Below are 18,442 nucleotides of genomic sequence, written 5' to 3' on the forward strand. Positions count from 1 at the left end.
GCGAAATCATCAACCTTTTACAAAAAGTTATAATGATCGCCGCTAGGGGGATTAAATGTATCCAAACTTAGTAAATGATGCAGTAAGACAAATCACAAACGCGATCAAATAGAACAGCTTGTAATTTTCAAATTTGTCATTACAGCTCGCCATTCCCAGCAGGCAGAGAATTGACGCAAATCCTGTTTCAGAACGGGTGAATACCAGTGTTGCCAGGAATAAAAGCATGAACATGTGAGAGACACGACTGGGTTTGAAGGCAAAAAGGGCGGCAACAAAAACCTCTGCAGCTATTGTTACCCATGTAAATGATTTGATAAAATTGATGAATTGGTCAAAAGGTGTATTAAAAATTCCTTGATTATTCTCACGTGGCACTGATTCATTAATCTTGTTATAAACTGCGGCATTTTCGTTTACAAATAGATCGTATGAATCAAAAATGTGAAGAGGTTTGGCAAATCCACCTAGGACAGTTGTAAATCCTAAATAAGATCCATCTATGAATTCAGCTGACAATATTTTATGCAGAGCCGCAAAAAGAAATACCACGCCTAAAATCCATCGCGCATTGTAATTTAAAATCTTATCAAAATCCAGTTTGTAGGCCAGCGCAATGGTGGTCGCAAGACATAAATACAGTAACACAAAATGGTGATTGGCACAGTTGTAAAAATTTGACAAAAACTCAATTGCCAGATATGCCGTTATCCCCAACCAAAAAATAGGTTTGTAAATATTTTTTACTTTATAGATGGCAGCAAAGGCGAGAGGCAGCACTAAGAAGGGTCTTAACGAGAACACAGAATTGTTCAAATGAAAGCTGTATAAAAATATATACAGCAATAGACACACAATGTAAACCCGTTGGTATTTATTTTCCCTAGTCGGCGTGAGGCTTGTATTCATAGACAAGTTTACGTGAGTAAGTCATGCTCTCAAGATTAAAGGTAGGGCGCCACAGCTGTAATTTTTCAGCATCAGGGAAATCTGAAGCGAGTTCCTTTAATATAAGATTTGCATGGGCGTCGCTGGGCTTTCTTTTAAAGCTTTTAGAAAGTTCTTCTGGTAATTGCTCTTGTTCAATAAGCTGATCATTAAGCCAGATCTGATTCAGGTTGTAATGCATCTCGCTGTACATCCCAAATCCACCACCTTTCCAGCGGGTGAAGCCGTTTTGGGCTTTATACAGTTGAGCTCCCGCAATTCCGGTAATCAACAAAGGAATAAAAGCAAATTTTAAAAACCTAATCATACAAGTATCGTGCGGTCTAAGTTACAATTTTAATAGTACAAGAACGTATTTGAATAAATCAAAAAAGCCGATGATTAGTATCGCTACTCTCCATCGGCTTTTGAAATAATTAAATTTATTCTTTCTAGTAGTAAGTGAAGCGTCTCACTTTTGCAACATATTTCGCCAGACGTATGACCTGATGGCTATAACCATACTCATTATCATACCAAACATACAGCACCACGTTTTTACCTCCCTTATCTACGATTGTTGCATTGGAATCATAAATAGAAGGGGCATTGGAACCTACGATATCGCTAGAAACCAATTCATTATCGAGTGAATATTGGATCTGCTCCACAAGATCACCTTCAAGCGCATATTTCTTCATGGTTGCGTTAAGGGCATCCTTGCTGGTTTTGCTCTCCAGCTCAAGATTTAATATTGCCAGTGATCCGTTGGGAACAGGAACACGTATCGCGCTAGAAGTCAATTTACCTTCAAAAGTGGGCAAAGCTTTGCTCACAGCTTGTCCTGCTCCGGTTTCAGTAATTACCATATTAAGCGCAGCAGCTCTACCTCGGCGGTATTTACTGTGCATGTTGTCCACAAGGTTTTGATCATTGGTATAGGCGTGAATGGTTTCTAAATGCCCTCGTACTACGCCGTAGCTATCTTCTACAGCTTTGAGAACCGGTGTGATCGCATTAGTCGTACAACTTGCAGCACTATAAATATCCGTAGTATCTGGATCGTAGTCTTTTTGATTTACACCGTGAACGATGTTAGGAACTCCTTTTCCTGGAGCGGTTAGGATAACTTTGTGAGCACCTTTGGCTTTCAAATGTCTGGACAGCGCTTCCTTATCTCTAAAAGCACCCGTATTATCAATGATCAAGGCATTGTTGATTCCGTATGCCGTGTAGTCGATATCTTCTGGAGCGTTAGCGCTTATGATGTTAACAGTTGTGCCGTTTACAATAAGCGATTTACTATCCAAATCATAAGAAACCGTTCCTGAAAAATCTCCGTGCACACTATCTTGAGCTAGGAGGGATGCTCTTTTTGCCAAAACAGTCTCATTAACTTCACCACGTGTCACGATGGCTCTTAGACGTAATTGGCTACCTTTTCCTGCTTTAGACATTAACTCGCGAGCAAGTAATCTACCTATACGGCCAAAACCATAAAGTACCACATCCTTAGGCTGAATAGCTTCCGATTTTTTAGCGTGATTCAATTTTTTAATCACAAAGCTCATGGCATCTTGAGCCTCGTTATCCTCAAGGTGATACTCATAGGTTAACTTTCCTATGTCAAGCTTTGCAGGCGGTAAGTCCAGAGAGAGCAAAGCTTGAGCAATCTCAACGCTGTCAAAGACTGAAATGGGTTTTTGCACAAATTCGCCAGCGTATTCATGCAAGTTGATGATCTCACTCACGTTCCGGTCGATCAGCTGATTTCTAAACAGTACAAGCTCGATAGAGCGATCGTACCATAAATCGCTCACGGCCTTGATAAATGCTACTGCTGCGCGACGCCTGTCGGTTTGAAAGGCGAGCTCTTTTTCATACGTGTCCATAAAGGTAGTTCAAATTTTGTTTTAATCCCGATAGTTATCGGGATGCAAAAGTAGGGATACTATAACGTTATCGTAAATCGTAGAAGAGGTTTTTTTCTAGATTTTTTACGCTTTCGCGAAAGCGAGAATTCATTTAATGTAAAAAGGCCGTAAAGTTTTAATTCATTTATAAATTGAAATGTAAAGGGGACAAGCGAATTTGATCTTTAAATTTAATGACCAGAAGTTGTATCTAGGAAATATTAAAACTTTTTACTGTTGATACCTATCAGAACGTCATTTAAAAAAATTTAATATATCTAATTGTTTAAATTATTTTCAAAGTTTACTTTCTTAAATAGAAAAAATAATCGATTAAGTGTATTAATAATAGGTTGTGTAAATGCTTGTTTGTCAGCATTTTATATTTATTTTAGAAGATAGTGTTGTTTTTTAACTAAACATTGAACAAGCTTAACATATTTTAGGACGTGATTTTTAAAATTAAAAAATGAGACATTTTTACTTGTACCTAACTCTGATTTTTTCATTTGTTTCTATAGCTCAAGATGCAACGCACCTAACCTTTGATGGTGTTAACGATCATGTCGTCCTTCCTAGTGAAAGCAGTTTTGATTTTACGAGCGAATTTACCGTTGAGTTCTGGATGCGCTCAAGCACCATTCCCCAGCAATGGGATGCATTGGTCGCAAAAGGAGATGATAGCTGGCGAGTCGCTCTAACTGATGCGGGAAATATTGCGTTCGCTGGAAATGGATCTTTTTCAGATTTTTTCTCGACGGTATCAGTTACTGATGGTAACTGGCACCATATCGCTGCGGTAAAGACCGCAACAGATGCCTACATTTACATCGATGGTGTTCAAAATGTTACCGCTAGCGCACCAGGTACTGTAAATAACTCTGGCTTTGCGGTTTCCATAGGGGAGAACCTTCAAGCTACCGGAAGGTATTACACTGGGGAAATTGATGACATTAGAATCTGGTCTACAAGTAGAACGAGTACTGAAATCGATTCAAATAGATTTTGCGAGCTGGGCGGGTCGGAAAGTAATCTGACAGCCTATTACAAAATGAATAACGGCGTTGCCGCTGGAGATAATTCTGACGTGACCGTCCTTGACAATGCATCATCTAATGGAACAGCTTTAAATGGAATTCTCAACAACTTTGCCTTAAATGGCTCTTCTTCTAACTGGATTTCTGGAACAGCGGTTTCCTACGCTGCGATAAGTTCAAGTACAGATGCGACTTGTGGCGATAACGGTTCTGCAACAGTCCAGACATATAATATGACCAATCCGACCTATCTATGGTCTAACAATGCCACTACTGCTACGGTTTCTAATTTGGCAACTGGAACATATACTTGTGTCATCACAGCACAAAACGGTTGTACTTCTAGTGTTAGCGTGATTATTGACGGTAATGATCCTATTGCTTACACCATTACAAAAAATAATGATATTACCTGTAATGGAGATAACGATGGCTCGGCTACTGTAAGTGTGACAGGTGGAACTCCACCTTACACTATTTTATGGTCCACAAGTGAATATGGTACTACCTTGAACAACTTATTTCCAGGAACCTACTACATTGCTGGGGTATCAGATAGTTTAGGTTGCGGAATAATTTGGGACGGTAGTCAACAAACCATAACCATTACTGAACCTGCACTAGTAGGCGATACAACCGTAAGCTCTCCGGTGACCTATGATCAAGGGGATACAGCAGTGCCTCTCACTGCCACTCTAGGCTCTAATGCCACCACTCTTTTATGGTACACCGCTGCAACCGGCGGTACAGGATCTACTACAGCACCAACGCCAGACACTTCGTCAACAGGAAATACTTCTTACTGGGTTTCAAGTGCCAATGCGAATGGCTGTGAAAGCGCACGTGTGGAAATAGTCGTGACAGTAAATGTAAGCATCCCTGACGCACCTACAACGTCATATAGTACTCAAGTTTACACTGGAGATGACAAGGATTTGACAACATTACAAGTTACGGGAGATAACATTCAATGGTACGATGCCGCTATAGGAGGTAATCTCTTAACTAACACGTCCTTGCTGGTAGACGAGATAACTTATTATGCCACCCAAACCGTTAATGGTACAGAATCCACAGATCGCCTTGCTATCACGGCAAACAGAATCTCAGAGAATTCTCAAACATTACCCGATAACAGTACGGTAGCTGATCTTATTGCAACGCCTAGTTCGGGCACAACCGTGAAATGGTATACGAATGCAACAGGTGGTACAGCGTTGGCACCGACTGATGAACTTCAGTTTGGTACTTATTATGTGGAACAATTTTCAGCTGTGGCTACCAGCAACCGTGTGCCAGTTCAGGTAGATGTACCCTTTACTCCCGCTACGCACGTGCATTTTGATGGGGTTGACGATAAAATTTCATTGTTTACATCTATTAGTGGGCAAGTTTTTACTAAGGAATTGTGGATCAAGCCCAGCACATTATCAGGTATCCAGCATTTGTTTTCGTATACTGATGGCTCAGCTGGTGAATCTCAACACGATCTTTGGATGGATAACGGCTATATCAAATCAGGTGAGATTTTTCATTCAGCTACCATCTTAACTTCGACAATCCAAGTTGCTGTTGATCAATGGACGCATATTGCGGTAATATCAGGTAATCTTAGTCTAAATCTTGATTCAAAAATCTACATAAACGGAGTAGAAGTAGCTTCTTCTGACTCCTCAGGTGCTGGTTCTAATCAGATGTCCGGTAACCAATTCATCGGTTCAGGGGGATTTCTACTGATGCAAACTTTTCTGGAGAAATGGATGAGGTAAGATTATGGGATTATGCACTAAGTCAAGAAGAAATTCTGGGTAGAATGAATTGCGAAGTGGCAAGCGATGAAAGCGGCCTGAGCCTTTACTTTACCTTCGATGGTGGTGTTGCTAATGAAAATAACGCATCCATGGCATCGGTAGTAAATGAAGTAACCGGGAACAACAATGGTGGACTTATGAATTTTGCTCTTTCCGGAACGACTTCAAATAGAATTGACGGATCTCCCATTCTTTCAGGGGTGACTAATCCTGAAACTCCAACCCCTATATCTTTCAACTATCAACTCAACGATGTTGCAGCTCCTCTAAGTGCAATTATCGGTGCAGGTGGTACAGGTTTAAATTGGTATACCAGTCTTACGGGAGTGAGTTCTACCGCAGCGCCTACTCCAGACACTTCGGTAATCGGCGGTCAAACGTATTGGGTTACGAGTATAAATGTAAATGGCTGTGAGAGTGAGCTCGTACCAGTTTATGTAGCAGTAACTCCAAATGTTGAATATGGTTGCTGGCAAATGGTTGATACCGGAGCAACACACACTCTAGCCATCGCTGAAAACGGATCTTTATGGTCTTGGGGAACCAATACCAATGGTCAATTGGGCTTGAACGATAATACGGCAAGAGGTACTCCCAACTTAGTCAATTCAGATACGGACTGGATTTCTATTGCAACAGGGAGTGGCATTTCGTTTGCCTTAAAATCAAACGGTACGTTATGGTCTTGGGGGTTAAATGATGTAGGTCAACTAGGTCAAGGCGACAATGTAGAACGGCTTGTACCTACTCAAGTAGGTTCAGATACCAACTGGCTGTCTATTCATAAAACAGATAACTCTGGCTTTGCTATTAAATCAGATCATTCCCTATGGGTCACTGGAAGTAATTCAAACGGTAAGCTAGGATTAGGAGACACCAATAACCGCAACAGTTTTACTCAAGTGGGCACTTCTACAGACTGGGCGCAAGCTTCTGGTAACACCCATGGGAGCCTGGCCATCAAGACAAATGGAACATTGTGGACTGCAGGTTCTGCAACTTATAGTTCAAGTGATTCAAATTCATCTTTTTCTCAAATAGGCACAGATACGAATTGGCAAAAAATTGCTTTTGGTAATATAAATGCATTTGCTTTGAAAAACAATGGTGATCTATATTCAGCAGGGCTCTCTCTTCCCTTTGGGGGGTTAGGAAGATCGCACACAACAGGTTCTGGTTTTGCCAAAGTTTTAGGAGGTGGTTATAAGGATGTAATGAGTGGAGGATTAGGTGCAACTGCTGCGATTAAGTATGATGGAAGTCTATGGACTTGGGGGATGATTGCCCGTTCTGGTATAAGTTCTACAGGACAACCATATGAACCTATTCAGGTAGGTACTGATTTAAATTGGGATAGTATTACAGGAGCAAGTGGATCTTTTATTATTAAAAAAACAGATAATAGTATTTGGAAACGTGGGAATAATAGTAATGGTCACCTAGGAAGTTCGTCACCTGACCCTTCAACTCCTACTAAAATTGCATGTCCTTGCGATACCACCACCACATGGGATAGTGGAGCATGGACTAACGGCACTCCAGATACTACAAAAAATGCAATTTTTCTTTCTGATTATACAGGCACTGGGTTTAGTTCTTGTTCAGTCAATGTCTCAAACTCTGCTAATGTTGTAATCAGTACTGGAGAAGTACTATTTGTGGAAAATGCAGTAACTGTAGAATCTGGTGCTTCATTAGAATTCCAGAACGATGCTTATCTATTTCAAGGCAATGATGCAGTAAATTCTGGTGAGATTATTATGAATGTTGAGAGCGCTCCTATGGTTAGGCAGGAATATACTGGGTGGGGTTCTCCTGTTGCGGGACAAAATTTGCAAGCGTTTTCACCACAAACGCTCAGTAATCGTTTTTATACCTACGATCCAGCAGGTACAACAGCTGCAACAGCTTGGAATGCAGTGGCAGATCCTTCGACAACAAGTTTTGCTAATTCAACAGGATATTTGATAAGAGTTGCTAACAATTGGAGCAGTACGACTCCCAGTCCTTATCAGGGAGTGTTTACTGGAGTTCCTAACAATGGCTCTTACACCATACTCGGTTCCGCTGGATATAATCTCTTGGGTAATCCATACCCATCACCCATAGATGCTGTTCAATTCATTGATGCTAACGTGGCAAGAGGGATAGGAGCACTTTATTACTGGACTCATGAGGCCGCTCAAGATGGTTCCTATACGGCGCAATCTAATTATGCGTCCTTCTCCAAAGCGGGCGGTGTAGCGGCTGCAGCTGGAGGAACCGCACCAGTACGTGTTATACAGACCGGACAAGGCTTTTTTGCGGACATTGCTTCTGCTGGATATATTGATTTCAATAATTCCTTACGTAGGATACAAGGAGACAATTCACTTTTTAAGTCAAATACATCTCCCGTTCCGCCGAATGATAAACACAGAATTTGGTTGAATTTGACCAACTCTACGTCCAGCTTTAATCAAATAATGATTGCTTATATGGATAATGCGACAAATGATTTTGATCTAGGAATCGACGCTAAGGTTTTAACCAATTCACCTTCCTATTTATCTTCTCTAACTAACAATGAGGAACTCGTAATTCAAGGTAGAGCGGCTTTTAATATTAACGATGAGGTGGAACTGAGTATAACCGTTGATACAGCAGATACTTATGAGATCAGCGCCGCACAATTTGATGGTATCTTCCTCTCACAGCAGTTTTATTTATGGGATAAACAGTTAAAAGTGATACATGACATCAAAAACTCATCCTATACATTCCAAATGTCTCCTGGTACCTACAACTCAAGATTTGCCATCATTTACCAGAATACAACGCTGGGCATAAATACTACTGAAATGGATCCTACAACGGTATTCGTTAATACTCTAAATGAAATCGTGGTTCAAAACCGTAATATTTCTTTGGATAAAGTCGAGGTTTTCGATATAGCAGGCAAGTTGTTGTATGCAAAGTCAGCCATAAATGACCATACTCATAAAGTAACAATAGATTTGTCATCTGCAGTTTATCTGGTAAGAACCACCACCACAGAAAACCATTCTAATATCACCAAAATTATTAAGAATTGAAAAAAACAATTTATATACTCGTCTTGATTTGTTTTCTTATGACCCCAACCGTTCAGGCCCAAGGTCCATTTGATCCACCTTTTGATAACGACCCTGTAACAGCACCTATTGACGATTGGACTCCTGCTTTCTTAGGACTAGCCCTAATGATGGGCTTGGCAATTTGTTATATGCGCGAGGTGAAAAATTAGAATTTAGTAGTGAAGCAACTATCGAGAAAGGTTTTGACAAAATTTACATAGCAGTCTGGAGGTTTCACGACTTGTAATACACTAAAACGTTTCAAGCTTTTCATAAATGTTTAAGAGAAATTATGTAGTCTGCAAAATAGAATTTTGATGATTTGAATTAGGCAGCTGTTGAAAAAAGGCTGGATAAATAGCACGCTTTCGCGAAAGCGGAAACTTCTTCAAGCCGTACCTTTATCGCTTCCAAATTCAACACATTTTGCAGGATTATATTTCCCAACTCAACGACGCACAAAAGCAACCCGTTCTTCAGAAAGAGGGGCCTATGATCGTGATCGCCGGTGCGGGATCTGGAAAGACCCGCGTGCTCACGCTGCGCATAGCCTACCTCATGCAACAGGGCGTGGATGCTTTCAATATTCTCGCGCTTACGTTTACTAACAAGGCTGCGCGCGAGATGAAAAAACGTATTGCCGATATCGTGGGGCAAAGCGAGGCAAAAAACTTGTGGATGGGAACGTTCCACTCGGTTTTTGCGCGACTGCTGCGTATGGAAGCGGGCAAACTGGGTTATCCGTCCAATTTTACGATCTACGATACCCAAGATTCCCAGCGACTGGTCAGCGCGATTATCAAGGAAATGGGACTGGATAAGGATGTGTACAAGTACAAACAAGTCTATTCCCGTATTTCATCGCTTAAGAACAGCCTGATCACCGTACGCGCTTATTTCGCTGATCCCGACCTTCAAGAGGCCGATGCCATGGCGCGCAGACCACGATTTGGTCAGATTTATCAAGAGTATGTAGAGCGCTGCTTCAAGGCGGGCGCGATGGATTTTGATGATCTATTGTTGAAGACAAACGAGCTTTTGAACCGCTTTCCTGATGTTTTGGCAAAATACCAGCACAGGTTCCAGTACATTCTAGTCGATGAATATCAAGATACCAATCACAGCCAGTATTTGATCGTTAAAGCGCTATCTGACAAGTTCCAGAATATTTGTGTGGTAGGTGATGATGCGCAGAGTATCTATGCCTTTCGTGGAGCTAATATTAATAACATTCTCAATTTCCAGCGGGATTATGATGATGTAAAAGCCTACCGACTCGAACAAAATTACCGTTCTACCAAAAACATCGTAGAAGCCGCTAATTCTGTGATCGAACATAATAAAACCAAACTTGATAAAGTTGTCTGGACGGCAAATGATGATGGACCTAAAATCATCGTCCACCGGCTCATGAGCGATGCCGAAGAAGGTCGGTATGTCGCCGGTTCCATCTTTGAGAACAAAATGCAACACCAGCTGGACAACAGTGAGTTTGCCATTTTGTATCGTACTAACGCCCAATCGCGCGCCATGGAAGATGCGCTGCGCAAGCGTGATATTCCTTATAGAATTTACGGTGGGCTCAGTTTCTACCAGCGCAAAGAGGTTAAAGATGTTCTTGCTTATCTAAGGCTGGTCGTCAATCCAAAAGATGAGGAAGCCCTAAAACGTGTGATCAACTATCCTGCTCGTGGAATAGGTGCCACTACCATGGATCGATTGATCGTAGCGGCCAAGCATTACGACCGCAGCATTTTTGAGGTCATTGAAAACATTGATCGCATTGAGATAAATATCAACGGCTCTACAAAAACCAAGCTCAGGAACTTTGTAACGATGATCAAAAGTTTCCAGGCACTTGAGGAAGAGCAAAACGTTTTTGAACTTACAGAATATGTGATCAAAAAAAGTGCGCTGCTCACTGAGCTCAAAAAAGACGGAACTCAAGAAGGTATTTCTCGTATTGAGAACATTGAAGAATTGCTCAACGGTATGCGAGACTTTGTCGAGGGACAGAAAGAAGTCGCAGACGCTCGTGGTTCCCTAGCCGAGTTTCTAGAAGACGTCGCTCTCGCTACTGACATGGATAATGATAAGGGCGATCAGAATAGGGTGTCACTCATGACGATCCACCTTTCAAAAGGTCTGGAATTCCCTTATCTGTATATCGTCGGGATGGAAGAAGACCTGTTCCCGAGTGCGATGAGTATGAACACGCGCGAGGAGCTGGAAGAAGAACGTCGTTTGTTTTATGTGGCGCTCACCCGTGCTGAAAAGCAGGCGTATCTCACCTATACGTTGAGCCGCTACCGTTGGGGAAAACTGGTGGATGCAGAACCTAGTAGATTTATCACAGAAATAGACGATCAATATCTAGAATATACCACTCCACCAGATGATTATCGCTACAAGAGTGCTTTGCAGGATCATTTGTGGGATGAGCCCGACAAATCTAAACTGCGCCAGACCAAACCCAAAAACGGCACGCCACCCAGCGTAAATCAGCCGAGCGAGGCGCAAATCAGGAAGCTGCGCAAAATGAAACCCATGAGCGCCGCGACAAAAAGTACTCCGGCAGGTTTTGAGGGCAATCTGGAAGTGGGCGATAAGGTAAGTCATGCACGGTTTGGAGTAGGTGAGGTACTGAATTTTGAAGGAGTAGGCGGCGAGCGCAAAGCTGAGATACGTTTTCAGGTGGGTGGACTGAAGAAATTATTGTTGCGTTTTGCTAAGTTAGAAAAGGTGGAGTAAGCTGTTAACTTAGTGAGTTTGAGAGTTTTTGAGTACATAAGTTTGAGGTGTCTTACCGAGGCTCCTTGGATCGCGCTCAAGAAGTGAGAAACTCGCTTATGTGTAGCTTGTGTTTTGTAGTTTACGCTTTCACGAAAGCGAGACCACTAAAACAGTATCATTTATATTTACGTACAAGAACAGATATCAATGAAAGACTTACAGTTTCCCCTGGATTTTAGATTTAAGATCAGCACATTGAGCAATGACTTCGTTGCGACTGATGCCACCGGTCATACCGTAGCCTACGTACGCCAAAAAATGTTCAAATTCAAGGAAGCTGTAAATGTTTATTCCAACGAGAGTAAAAGCGAATTACTCTATTCCATAAAAGCAAATAAATGGCTGGACTGGAGTGCTGCCTATGGATTTACAAACGCCAGTGGTGCGCAACTGGGAAAAGTGGCTAGAAAAGGCTGGAAATCACTCTGGAAAGCGCAATATCTCGTCATTGACCAGAATAACGATCAGCAATACAAAATTGAGGAGGAGAGTGCCTTTACACGATTTGCAGACGGGTTACTGGGAGAGATACCAGTTTTGGGATTTTTTACCAGTTATGTATTTAATCCAGTCTACAATGTGACTGATATGCAGGGCAATGTGGTGGTGAAACTGAAGAAAAATCCATCGTTCTTCGGTAGAAAATTTGTTGTTGAAAAGCTCAAGGACGTGGATCAAGATGATAAAGAGCGCATCATGATATCGCTTATGATGATGATCTTGCTGGAGCGTAATCGAGGGTAGGACTCAGCCTAAAATGTTCAGTTTCTGGGAGTGAACTAAAGAACATATTATTAAATTTCTTAAAGGTTCAAAGAATTTTACTTCCGTACCTTAAGAACAAAGGTCTTTGCCATACGATCCTTGAGACTACGATTTTGTGCAGCTTCATCAGTAAGTAAGACAATGACATCGATCAAAATGATGAGCGAAAAAACAAAGTTTAAGATCATCATTATAGGGAATGCAGTACCTAAAGATTGGGAAAAAGTAAAATAACTCTCAATATTTTTAAATTCAGGATCTGTAAATCCAATGTATTGCAAGGGAATCACAGCTAAGGAGGGTAGAATATAGATCAAACTGCGTAAAAAGGACTTTTCATAGCTGATAGGTTTCAAATCGTAGTCGGTTACCTTTAAATTGAGAACCATTTTTCCCAAAGTGGCCTGATACTTACTTTCCATAAAGGGTTTGTAAGCTATTCCCAAGGCGAGTAGAATTAAGTAGATAATAAAACTCTTAATGGTGACAAAGTTGAGATAATTAAGTAAAAATGAAGGTACGCCTATAATTATGGCATCTAAAAGATAAGCGCCTAGGCGGTCCCAGAATTTCCCGAATTCAGGTTGTGGAGTGAGGTTCATTGTTTCCAGTTGTTGCTAAGTTCAAACTTAAGAATTTAATTGATCTAAGTTTTTCTTGAAAAGGCTAAAGTAAAGGGTAATTCTAACCCATTGCAGAACCGATACAAGACCCGAAAAATCAGATAGATTACTCGTAATTTTTTAATCTGAAACTTTCAGTTGTGCTATCGCTCTGATGATCAAAGAATCTTTGTTTTCGAATATATCAGTGTGTTGATTCAGCAATTTTATGTCAGGAGGTATACCACTGCCTTCATAATTAACCATTGATGCTGAAAAATATTGTTCGTTTGAAAGTGTAACGAGCCAACCGTTGTGCAGTTTAAAATCATACATGTCAGAAAATATTCCATTTGTATGATCTCCTATAATAGTCACATAAGAAAATTCATTCATGATCATTGTAAACACTTCAGCGGCACTCGCGGTTAAATCGCTTGTTAATAGAATGATTGGTTTAACAAATTGCTTTTTGCCAGCAGGTTTTATGTTGAACTTCTTCATGTTTTCATAACTTGAAGTACCTTTTTTCCGTTTCCGTTTATAAAATCCTATTCTCTCTTTATCAGCAAATCTACTGGCAATTTTGAGTGAGACCTTATCATCACCACCGCCGTTGAATCGCAAGTCGATTATAACACCTTCCTTACTTTCAAAATGAGTTAACGCTTTATCAATGTGTCTTCTATATTTAGCTAGAGACATATTTCCCATGGATAATATTCTGAAATAACCAAATTGTTTTGAAACCGAATACTCCATTGAGCCTTTCTGGGAAGCTCCCTTTGTAACAAAACCGTTTTGTTGAAGCGTGTGATCTGTAGTTTGTAGCAACTGATAAATGTTCGGTTTGCTATTTTTTATCGCTGGAAACTTTTCTAAAAATTCTGAAGGGCTGCCATCCTCTAATTTATTTAGAATAACCCCATTAGATCCGTACTGGATAAGATTGATATGACCATCCTCTAACTCTAGCAACATTTTACTGCAGACTGTAAAAAGGCTATCATTTGAAGTTTCAAAGTTTACCAACGGACGATATTTTCTATACATCTCATCCCAGTCTACGTTCTTGATATCAAAGTTTGCATATCTGTCATTGAATTCATTCCAGAGTTTATCAAAGTTTTTTACAGGTTGGTCCGGTTCATCTGTTTGGGCGAAGCTGGTTTGAATCAAAAGAAGTACCAGTAAATAAATGAAGGTTCTCATAGTGGTAGCAAGATCAGTTGTACTGTTTAGATAAATTAAAATTACAATTAAATTTATATATCACTAATTTAAGTGCTTACAAACGACTATAAACGTAAGCAATCCTTTAAAATACGTTTGCGACTTTGAAACTGCCACACATTTGCACCGTCATCAACAAACAAATCAAACCTGATGGCAAGAATATTTTTTTAATCCATACAAACTAATTATTATGAGTACCATGAACAACAAAGTACAACTAATCGGCAATCTGGGACAAGATCCAGAAATCATCAACCTTCAAGACGGTAAAAAATTGGCTAAATTCTCACTCGCCACAACCGATCGCTACAAGAACAAACAAGGCGAGCAGGTCACTGATACACAATGGCATCGCGTGGTGGCCTTTAACGGTACCGCAAACATCATCGCCAGCTACGTGAAAAAAGGGAACAAAGTAGGCGTAGAAGGTAAGCTGGTCACCCGTGCTTGGGAAGATAAAGACGGCAACAAACGCTATACCACAGAGGTCGTTTGCAACGAGGTCCTTATGCTAGGGGGCAAGGACTGATTTAATATAATCTGTTGCAATAGAAACCCACTTGTTCATGCGAGTGGGTTTTATTATTTAAAAATGTTTCTGGTGAGGAGAATAAGTACATATCAGGTTTACATAGATGTTTCCGCTTTCGTACTTCTACAAGCGCAGTATGAACTTCTTTATGGTTACGCTTTCGCGAAAGCAAAATAAAGCGAGATCCCTTCAAGCTTACCAATACTTCAAATTCTCTATCATTAGCTAAAATCTCCTTGAATCCCTCATGAATTTAAGTTGGGTCTAAGAAAAAATGCTTCATCTATCTATAGTTTTGTGTAACTCATACAAAAAGAGATATGGACAGTGTAGAGCAATTGATTAAGGAGATTTATGACGATATCAAGTCCCAAGAAAATAAAGGAGCCGTAGCCGATTATATACCAGAACTTGCAAAGGTCGATCCAGAGCGTTTTGGTGTGCATTACACGTCTATCGAAGGTAACGAGTTTGGGATAGGGGATTATCAAACCAAATTTTCCATACAAAGTATCGCAAAAGTACTATCGCTCAGTCTTGCCTATAAATATGAGGGCGATGCGATGTGGGACCGGGTAGGTGTGGAGCCTTCTGGAAATCCTTATAATTCTCTTGTTCAGCTAGAAGATGAAAACGGAATACCGCGTAACCCGTTGATAAACGCCGGCGCTATCGTGGTTTGCGATATTTTGCTCAGTCGCTTTGAGCATCCGCTAAGGGAACTGCTTGATTTTATCAAATCCATTTGTGATCATGAAGAGGTGGATTATAACCTATTTGTTGCTCGTTCTGAGAAATCTATCGGTTACCGTAACGTCGCATTATGTAATTATTTGAAGTCATTGGATAATCTTGAGAATGAGCCAGAAGATGTTCTAGACTTTTATTTTACCATGTGCTCGCTGGAGATGAGCTGTCAGAATCTGTCGCGGGCATTCTTGTTTCTCGCCTGCGATGATTTCAGAAACCGAGAAGGCAAACAAATTTTGCCCATCATGAAAGCCAATCGTGTAAATGCCATCATGCAAACCTGCGGATTCTACGATGAGTCGGGCGAATTCTCATTTAGAGTAGGCTTGCCTGGAAAAAGTGGTGTAGGGGGCGGTATCATCGCCCTGCATCCAGAAAAATACAGCATCGCTGTGTGGAGTCCCAGACTCAACGAAAAAGGAAACAGCTACCGAGGCATGCGATTTCTAGAAGAGTTTACCTCAAGGACTAATTCGCATTTGTTTTAAAAACTAGAATATTCTAAATCGGGAAGCCCTGATTTGAATACAGTTATTCACCTCAGGGCTTTTGATTGAATTAAAGTTTTGCGTTTATTCAGCTTCAGGATGTTTGCTAAAGTAATTGGCTAAAATAGATTGCATTTCTTCTTCGCCTTGTATCACGCGGTTGATCTGAGCCCACGTTGGATCATTCATGGCGTGTCGCAGAGGTTGATCCAGTTTAGTGATTTTTGGAAATACTTTTTTGATCTTGTTGTCCCAGGTTTTGTGGTATTTCTTCAAGTCATCTGGATAGACGACCTTCCTTCTGGTTCCTTCATCGATGCCTCTAAAGGGTGATGAAATATTTAAATAGCCATAGTCATCTGTCAACTGCTCACCTGGATGTATGTCTCTGATCGCAATCTCAAAGTCGTAAGCTGTGCTGAGGCAATTTGAATTGAAACTATGGTTAACGTATCTACCGTTATCCCAGCATAAAACCAATCTCCCGTGGTTGTTCCTAAAGGTGTAAAATTCTAAAATGTCTTGATAAATGGGATCCATTTGATCAAAATCATCTTGACTGAACTCTCGATCCAATTTGTCAAGAGTCCAGGTAATAGTTCCCGCAGGAATCAGTTGAGTGGCAACCACACCGTACCCTACTTCCTTACTGATGAACTTTAATTCTGTATGAGGGTGTATCATTTAATTCTGTTAATCAAACCCTTCTATAGTTCTGAACCGGTCTTTGTTAATACATAAACCCGTTTTGATCTATAAGAGAGTACATTTTATCCATAAACGAATTTAAAATTATTCATGATATGGCAATATGTAGCGAGCATTTTGCGAAGGTGAATTATGAACAATTTCACTAAGTTTTGAAAAGGACAGGAAGTCTCTAATTTTGAACTTAGTGTTTTTACAATAAGAGATTTATAAACTGAAATTTTTACAGTCTAAAAAGAAGGATCAATAAAAATTCAAATTATAAGCAACGCCTATTTGAAATTCCTCATAATCGGAGAGGTGGCGGTAGTTAGCAAGCGCAGACCAGTTGGAATCACCGAAGCGATACAATGCCTCGGTTTTCACCTCATTGAAGTTATCCCAGTACGTATAACTAGCTGATAGATTTAAATTACTGAATAAATTGCGGCTCAATCCTAAACCGATTCCCAGACTTTCGTTTTGCTCTTGGCCATCGTAGTTGAGATGACCGAGAATCACTTTAATTCTTGGGTCTTTATAATATTTGGAATTGAAACTTAGGAGTTTAAAAGAAGTCGAGATATCTAGCCGATATTGATGAAACTGTAAACCATTGAAATTTTGATTTTCTACACCAGCTTTAAAACTAAAATATCTTGAACCAGACAGTCGGATTGAGTTTCTTAAAGAATAGGAGTAACTACTATTGTTATCTAAATCAGTACCTATTGAACCACTAAAACTAAAATTGAGTGGTAAAATCCCTTTGTGATTATCAACCTCGATTTTATTTACTTTGTAATTCAAGCCTTTGCTAATAAAAATTTTATTCATTAAAAAAGGATGACCGGCAGTTACCGCTACTACTTCCAATATAGGCTGAAGCGTCACACCAATAATTTTCTGATTACCGACTAAAATAGATTGATTTTCATAACCAGTATATGCGAATACTAAAGTATTTGCTGGGAGTACCTTTATTGTATATTCTCCATCAAAATCTGTAACCGTGAACTTCTGCGTTCCCTTTATCTGAATTGTAGCGCCTGCCAATGCTCGTCCATCTGGATCAATTACCTTACCCGTGACCAGAAGTGAATCAATCGCTTGGCTGTTATTTCCTAAACATGTCATTGAAACAAATATTGAGAAGAGGAGAAGGGATGATTTCAAACGGCCGTTGTTTAAGCAGAATTTAAAGGTAGATAAAACTTATTAAAAAATGGAAACCGCTCCCTAATCTTTAAATATTGGGTTTATCAATCTACAGAACACAGGACAATTCAACTAAAAAAGCCGTTCCCTTCAGTTTAGAGAAACGACTTTTTGTTCTTGATTTCAAAATCGGGCTTCGAGAACCTCAGCCCTCGCGATATTAAATGACTTTGAGCCTGAGGCCCTCGAAGGGCGACTTAGTAGGGCAAATTTGAATTTTATTAAATTACGACTAAGACAACGATTTACTTTTGCAAACACTCCAACCCCCTCAAAGGGGCTAAAGAAAATTTAATGCTAGGACTTAACCAATAAAATATAAACTTTTGCACTTCAAATAGAATCAATGTCGAACTAAAAAAGCCGCTCCTTCAGTTTAGAGAAACGACTTTTTGTTCTTGATTTCAAAATCGGGCTTCGAGAGCGCTTCGACAGGCTCAGCGTAACACCTCAGCCCTCACGATATTAAATGACTTTGAGCCCTAAGGAGTTCTCTGAGCATTTCGGATCCGCTCAATGACCACGGAGTCGAAGGGGACTTGAAGGGCGAAATAAATTCATTCTGCATTCCAAATTCTGCATTCAGCA

Annotated in this window: 14 protein-coding genes; 7 read left to right on the forward strand and 7 right to left on the reverse strand. The window is 40.3% G+C overall.

Going from position 1 to position 18,442, the window contains the following annotated elements; genetic code table 11:
- Positions 1 to 51 precede the first annotated feature (51 nt).
- The 3 genes from BST97_RS02840 to BST97_RS02850 all read right to left on the reverse strand — a co-directional run bounded on the left by BST97_RS02840 (position 52) and on the right by BST97_RS02850 (position 2,819).
- The gene (locus BST97_RS02840) at positions 52 to 909 is read right to left on the reverse strand and encodes a hypothetical protein (protein ID WP_169711520.1); all 858 of its coding nucleotides are present in this window, start codon (positions 907 to 909) and stop codon (positions 52 to 54) included.
- Positions 884 to 1,255, reverse strand: a complete 372-nt coding sequence (locus BST97_RS02845; protein WP_085765820.1) for a hypothetical protein — start codon at positions 1,253 to 1,255, stop codon at positions 884 to 886. The genes BST97_RS02840 and BST97_RS02845 overlap by 26 nt, the downstream gene beginning before the upstream one ends.
- Positions 1,256 to 1,379: 124 nt before the next feature.
- Positions 1,380 to 2,819 carry a glyceraldehyde-3-phosphate dehydrogenase gene (locus BST97_RS02850; protein ID WP_085765821.1) on the reverse strand — a complete coding sequence of 480 codons (1,440 nt, stop codon included), beginning with the start codon at positions 2,817 to 2,819 and terminating at the stop codon, positions 1,380 to 1,382.
- A gap of 490 nt (positions 2,820 to 3,309) precedes the next feature.
- On the opposite strand from BST97_RS02850, the gene BST97_RS02855 reads away from it, so the two are divergent.
- The 5 genes from BST97_RS02855 to BST97_RS02870 all read left to right on the forward strand — a co-directional run bounded on the left by BST97_RS02855 (position 3,310) and on the right by BST97_RS02870 (position 12,320).
- Positions 3,310 to 5,646 (forward strand): LamG-like jellyroll fold domain-containing protein, encoded by a 2,337-nt coding sequence (locus BST97_RS02855; RefSeq protein WP_085765822.1) that lies wholly within the window; start codon positions 3,310 to 3,312, stop codon positions 5,644 to 5,646.
- Positions 5,634 to 8,762, forward strand: a complete 3,129-nt coding sequence (locus BST97_RS02860) for a T9SS sorting signal type C domain-containing protein (protein WP_085765823.1) — start codon at positions 5,634 to 5,636, stop codon at positions 8,760 to 8,762. Before BST97_RS02855 ends, BST97_RS02860 begins: the two co-directional genes overlap by 13 nt.
- Entirely contained in the window at positions 8,759 to 8,953 is a 195-nt protein-coding gene (locus BST97_RS15705) for a hypothetical protein (protein ID WP_157111404.1), read from the forward strand. Before BST97_RS02860 ends, BST97_RS15705 begins: the two co-directional genes overlap by 4 nt.
- Before the next feature lie 256 nt (positions 8,954 to 9,209).
- Positions 9,210 to 11,534, forward strand: a complete 2,325-nt coding sequence (locus BST97_RS02865) for an ATP-dependent helicase (protein ID WP_085765824.1) — start codon at positions 9,210 to 9,212, stop codon at positions 11,532 to 11,534.
- Positions 11,535 to 11,723: 189 nt separating this feature from the next.
- Entirely contained in the window at positions 11,724 to 12,320 is a 597-nt protein-coding gene (locus BST97_RS02870; RefSeq protein WP_211277462.1) for an LURP-one-related/scramblase family protein, read from the forward strand.
- A 77-nt stretch (positions 12,321 to 12,397) separates the two neighbouring features.
- Here the strand turns inward: BST97_RS02870 and BST97_RS02875 are convergent, their stop codons facing one another.
- Together BST97_RS02875 and BST97_RS02880 are read right to left on the reverse strand one after the other, a co-directional pair.
- Positions 12,398 to 12,943, reverse strand: a complete 546-nt coding sequence (locus BST97_RS02875) for an RDD family protein (RefSeq protein WP_085765826.1) — start codon at positions 12,941 to 12,943, stop codon at positions 12,398 to 12,400.
- A gap of 141 nt (positions 12,944 to 13,084) precedes the next feature.
- A complete protein-coding gene (locus tag BST97_RS02880; protein ID WP_085765827.1) occupies positions 13,085 to 14,155 on the reverse strand; it encodes a S41 family peptidase in 1,071 nt (356 codons plus the stop codon).
- A gap of 214 nt (positions 14,156 to 14,369) precedes the next feature.
- On the opposite strand from BST97_RS02880, the gene BST97_RS02885 reads away from it, so the two are divergent.
- Positions 14,370 to 14,708, forward strand: coding sequence for a single-stranded DNA-binding protein (locus BST97_RS02885; protein ID WP_085765828.1), 339 nt, complete (start codon positions 14,370 to 14,372; stop codon positions 14,706 to 14,708).
- A 323-nt stretch (positions 14,709 to 15,031) separates the two neighbouring features.
- Positions 15,032 to 15,949, forward strand: coding sequence for a glutaminase (locus tag BST97_RS02890; protein ID WP_085765829.1), 918 nt, complete (start codon positions 15,032 to 15,034; stop codon positions 15,947 to 15,949).
- A gap of 84 nt (positions 15,950 to 16,033) precedes the next feature.
- Here the strand turns inward: BST97_RS02890 and BST97_RS02895 are convergent, their stop codons facing one another.
- Positions 16,034 to 16,633, reverse strand: a complete 600-nt coding sequence (locus BST97_RS02895) for an SET domain-containing protein (RefSeq protein WP_085765830.1) — start codon at positions 16,631 to 16,633, stop codon at positions 16,034 to 16,036.
- A gap of 267 nt (positions 16,634 to 16,900) precedes the next feature.
- A complete protein-coding gene (locus BST97_RS02900) occupies positions 16,901 to 17,773 on the reverse strand; it encodes a carboxypeptidase-like regulatory domain-containing protein (RefSeq protein WP_085765831.1) in 873 nt (290 codons plus the stop codon).
- Positions 17,774 to 18,442 lie beyond the last annotated feature (669 nt).

The organism is Nonlabens spongiae (genome assembly GCF_002117125.1).
Lineage (GTDB): Bacteria > Bacteroidota > Bacteroidia > Flavobacteriales > Flavobacteriaceae > Nonlabens > Nonlabens spongiae.

Bases quoted from the DNA above. Each gene is read 5' to 3' on its own strand.
- BST97_RS02840 (WP_169711520.1), bottom strand. From the start codon at position 909: ATGAATACAAGCCTCACGCCGACTAGGGAAAATAAATACCAACGGGTT.
- BST97_RS02845 (WP_085765820.1), bottom strand. From the start codon at position 1,255: ATGATTAGGTTTTTAAAATTTGCTTTTATTCCTTTGTTGATTACCGGA.
- BST97_RS02850 (WP_085765821.1), bottom strand. From the start codon at position 2,819: ATGGACACGTATGAAAAAGAGCTCGCCTTTCAAACCGACAGGCGTCGC.
- BST97_RS02855 (WP_085765822.1), top strand. From the start codon at position 3,310: ATGAGACATTTTTACTTGTACCTAACTCTGATTTTTTCATTTGTTTCT.
- BST97_RS02860 (WP_085765823.1), top strand. From the start codon at position 5,634: ATGGATGAGGTAAGATTATGGGATTATGCACTAAGTCAAGAAGAAATT.
- BST97_RS02870 (WP_211277462.1), top strand. From the start codon at position 11,724: ATGAAAGACTTACAGTTTCCCCTGGATTTTAGATTTAAGATCAGCACA.
- BST97_RS02875 (WP_085765826.1), bottom strand. From the start codon at position 12,943: ATGAACCTCACTCCACAACCTGAATTCGGGAAATTCTGGGACCGCCTA.
- BST97_RS02880 (WP_085765827.1), bottom strand. From the start codon at position 14,155: ATGAGAACCTTCATTTATTTACTGGTACTTCTTTTGATTCAAACCAGC.
- BST97_RS02885 (WP_085765828.1), top strand. From the start codon at position 14,370: ATGAGTACCATGAACAACAAAGTACAACTAATCGGCAATCTGGGACAA.
- BST97_RS02890 (WP_085765829.1), top strand. From the start codon at position 15,032: ATGGACAGTGTAGAGCAATTGATTAAGGAGATTTATGACGATATCAAG.
- BST97_RS02895 (WP_085765830.1), bottom strand. From the start codon at position 16,633: ATGATACACCCTCATACAGAATTAAAGTTCATCAGTAAGGAAGTAGGG.
- BST97_RS02900 (WP_085765831.1), bottom strand. From the start codon at position 17,773: ATGACATGTTTAGGAAATAACAGCCAAGCGATTGATTCACTTCTGGTC.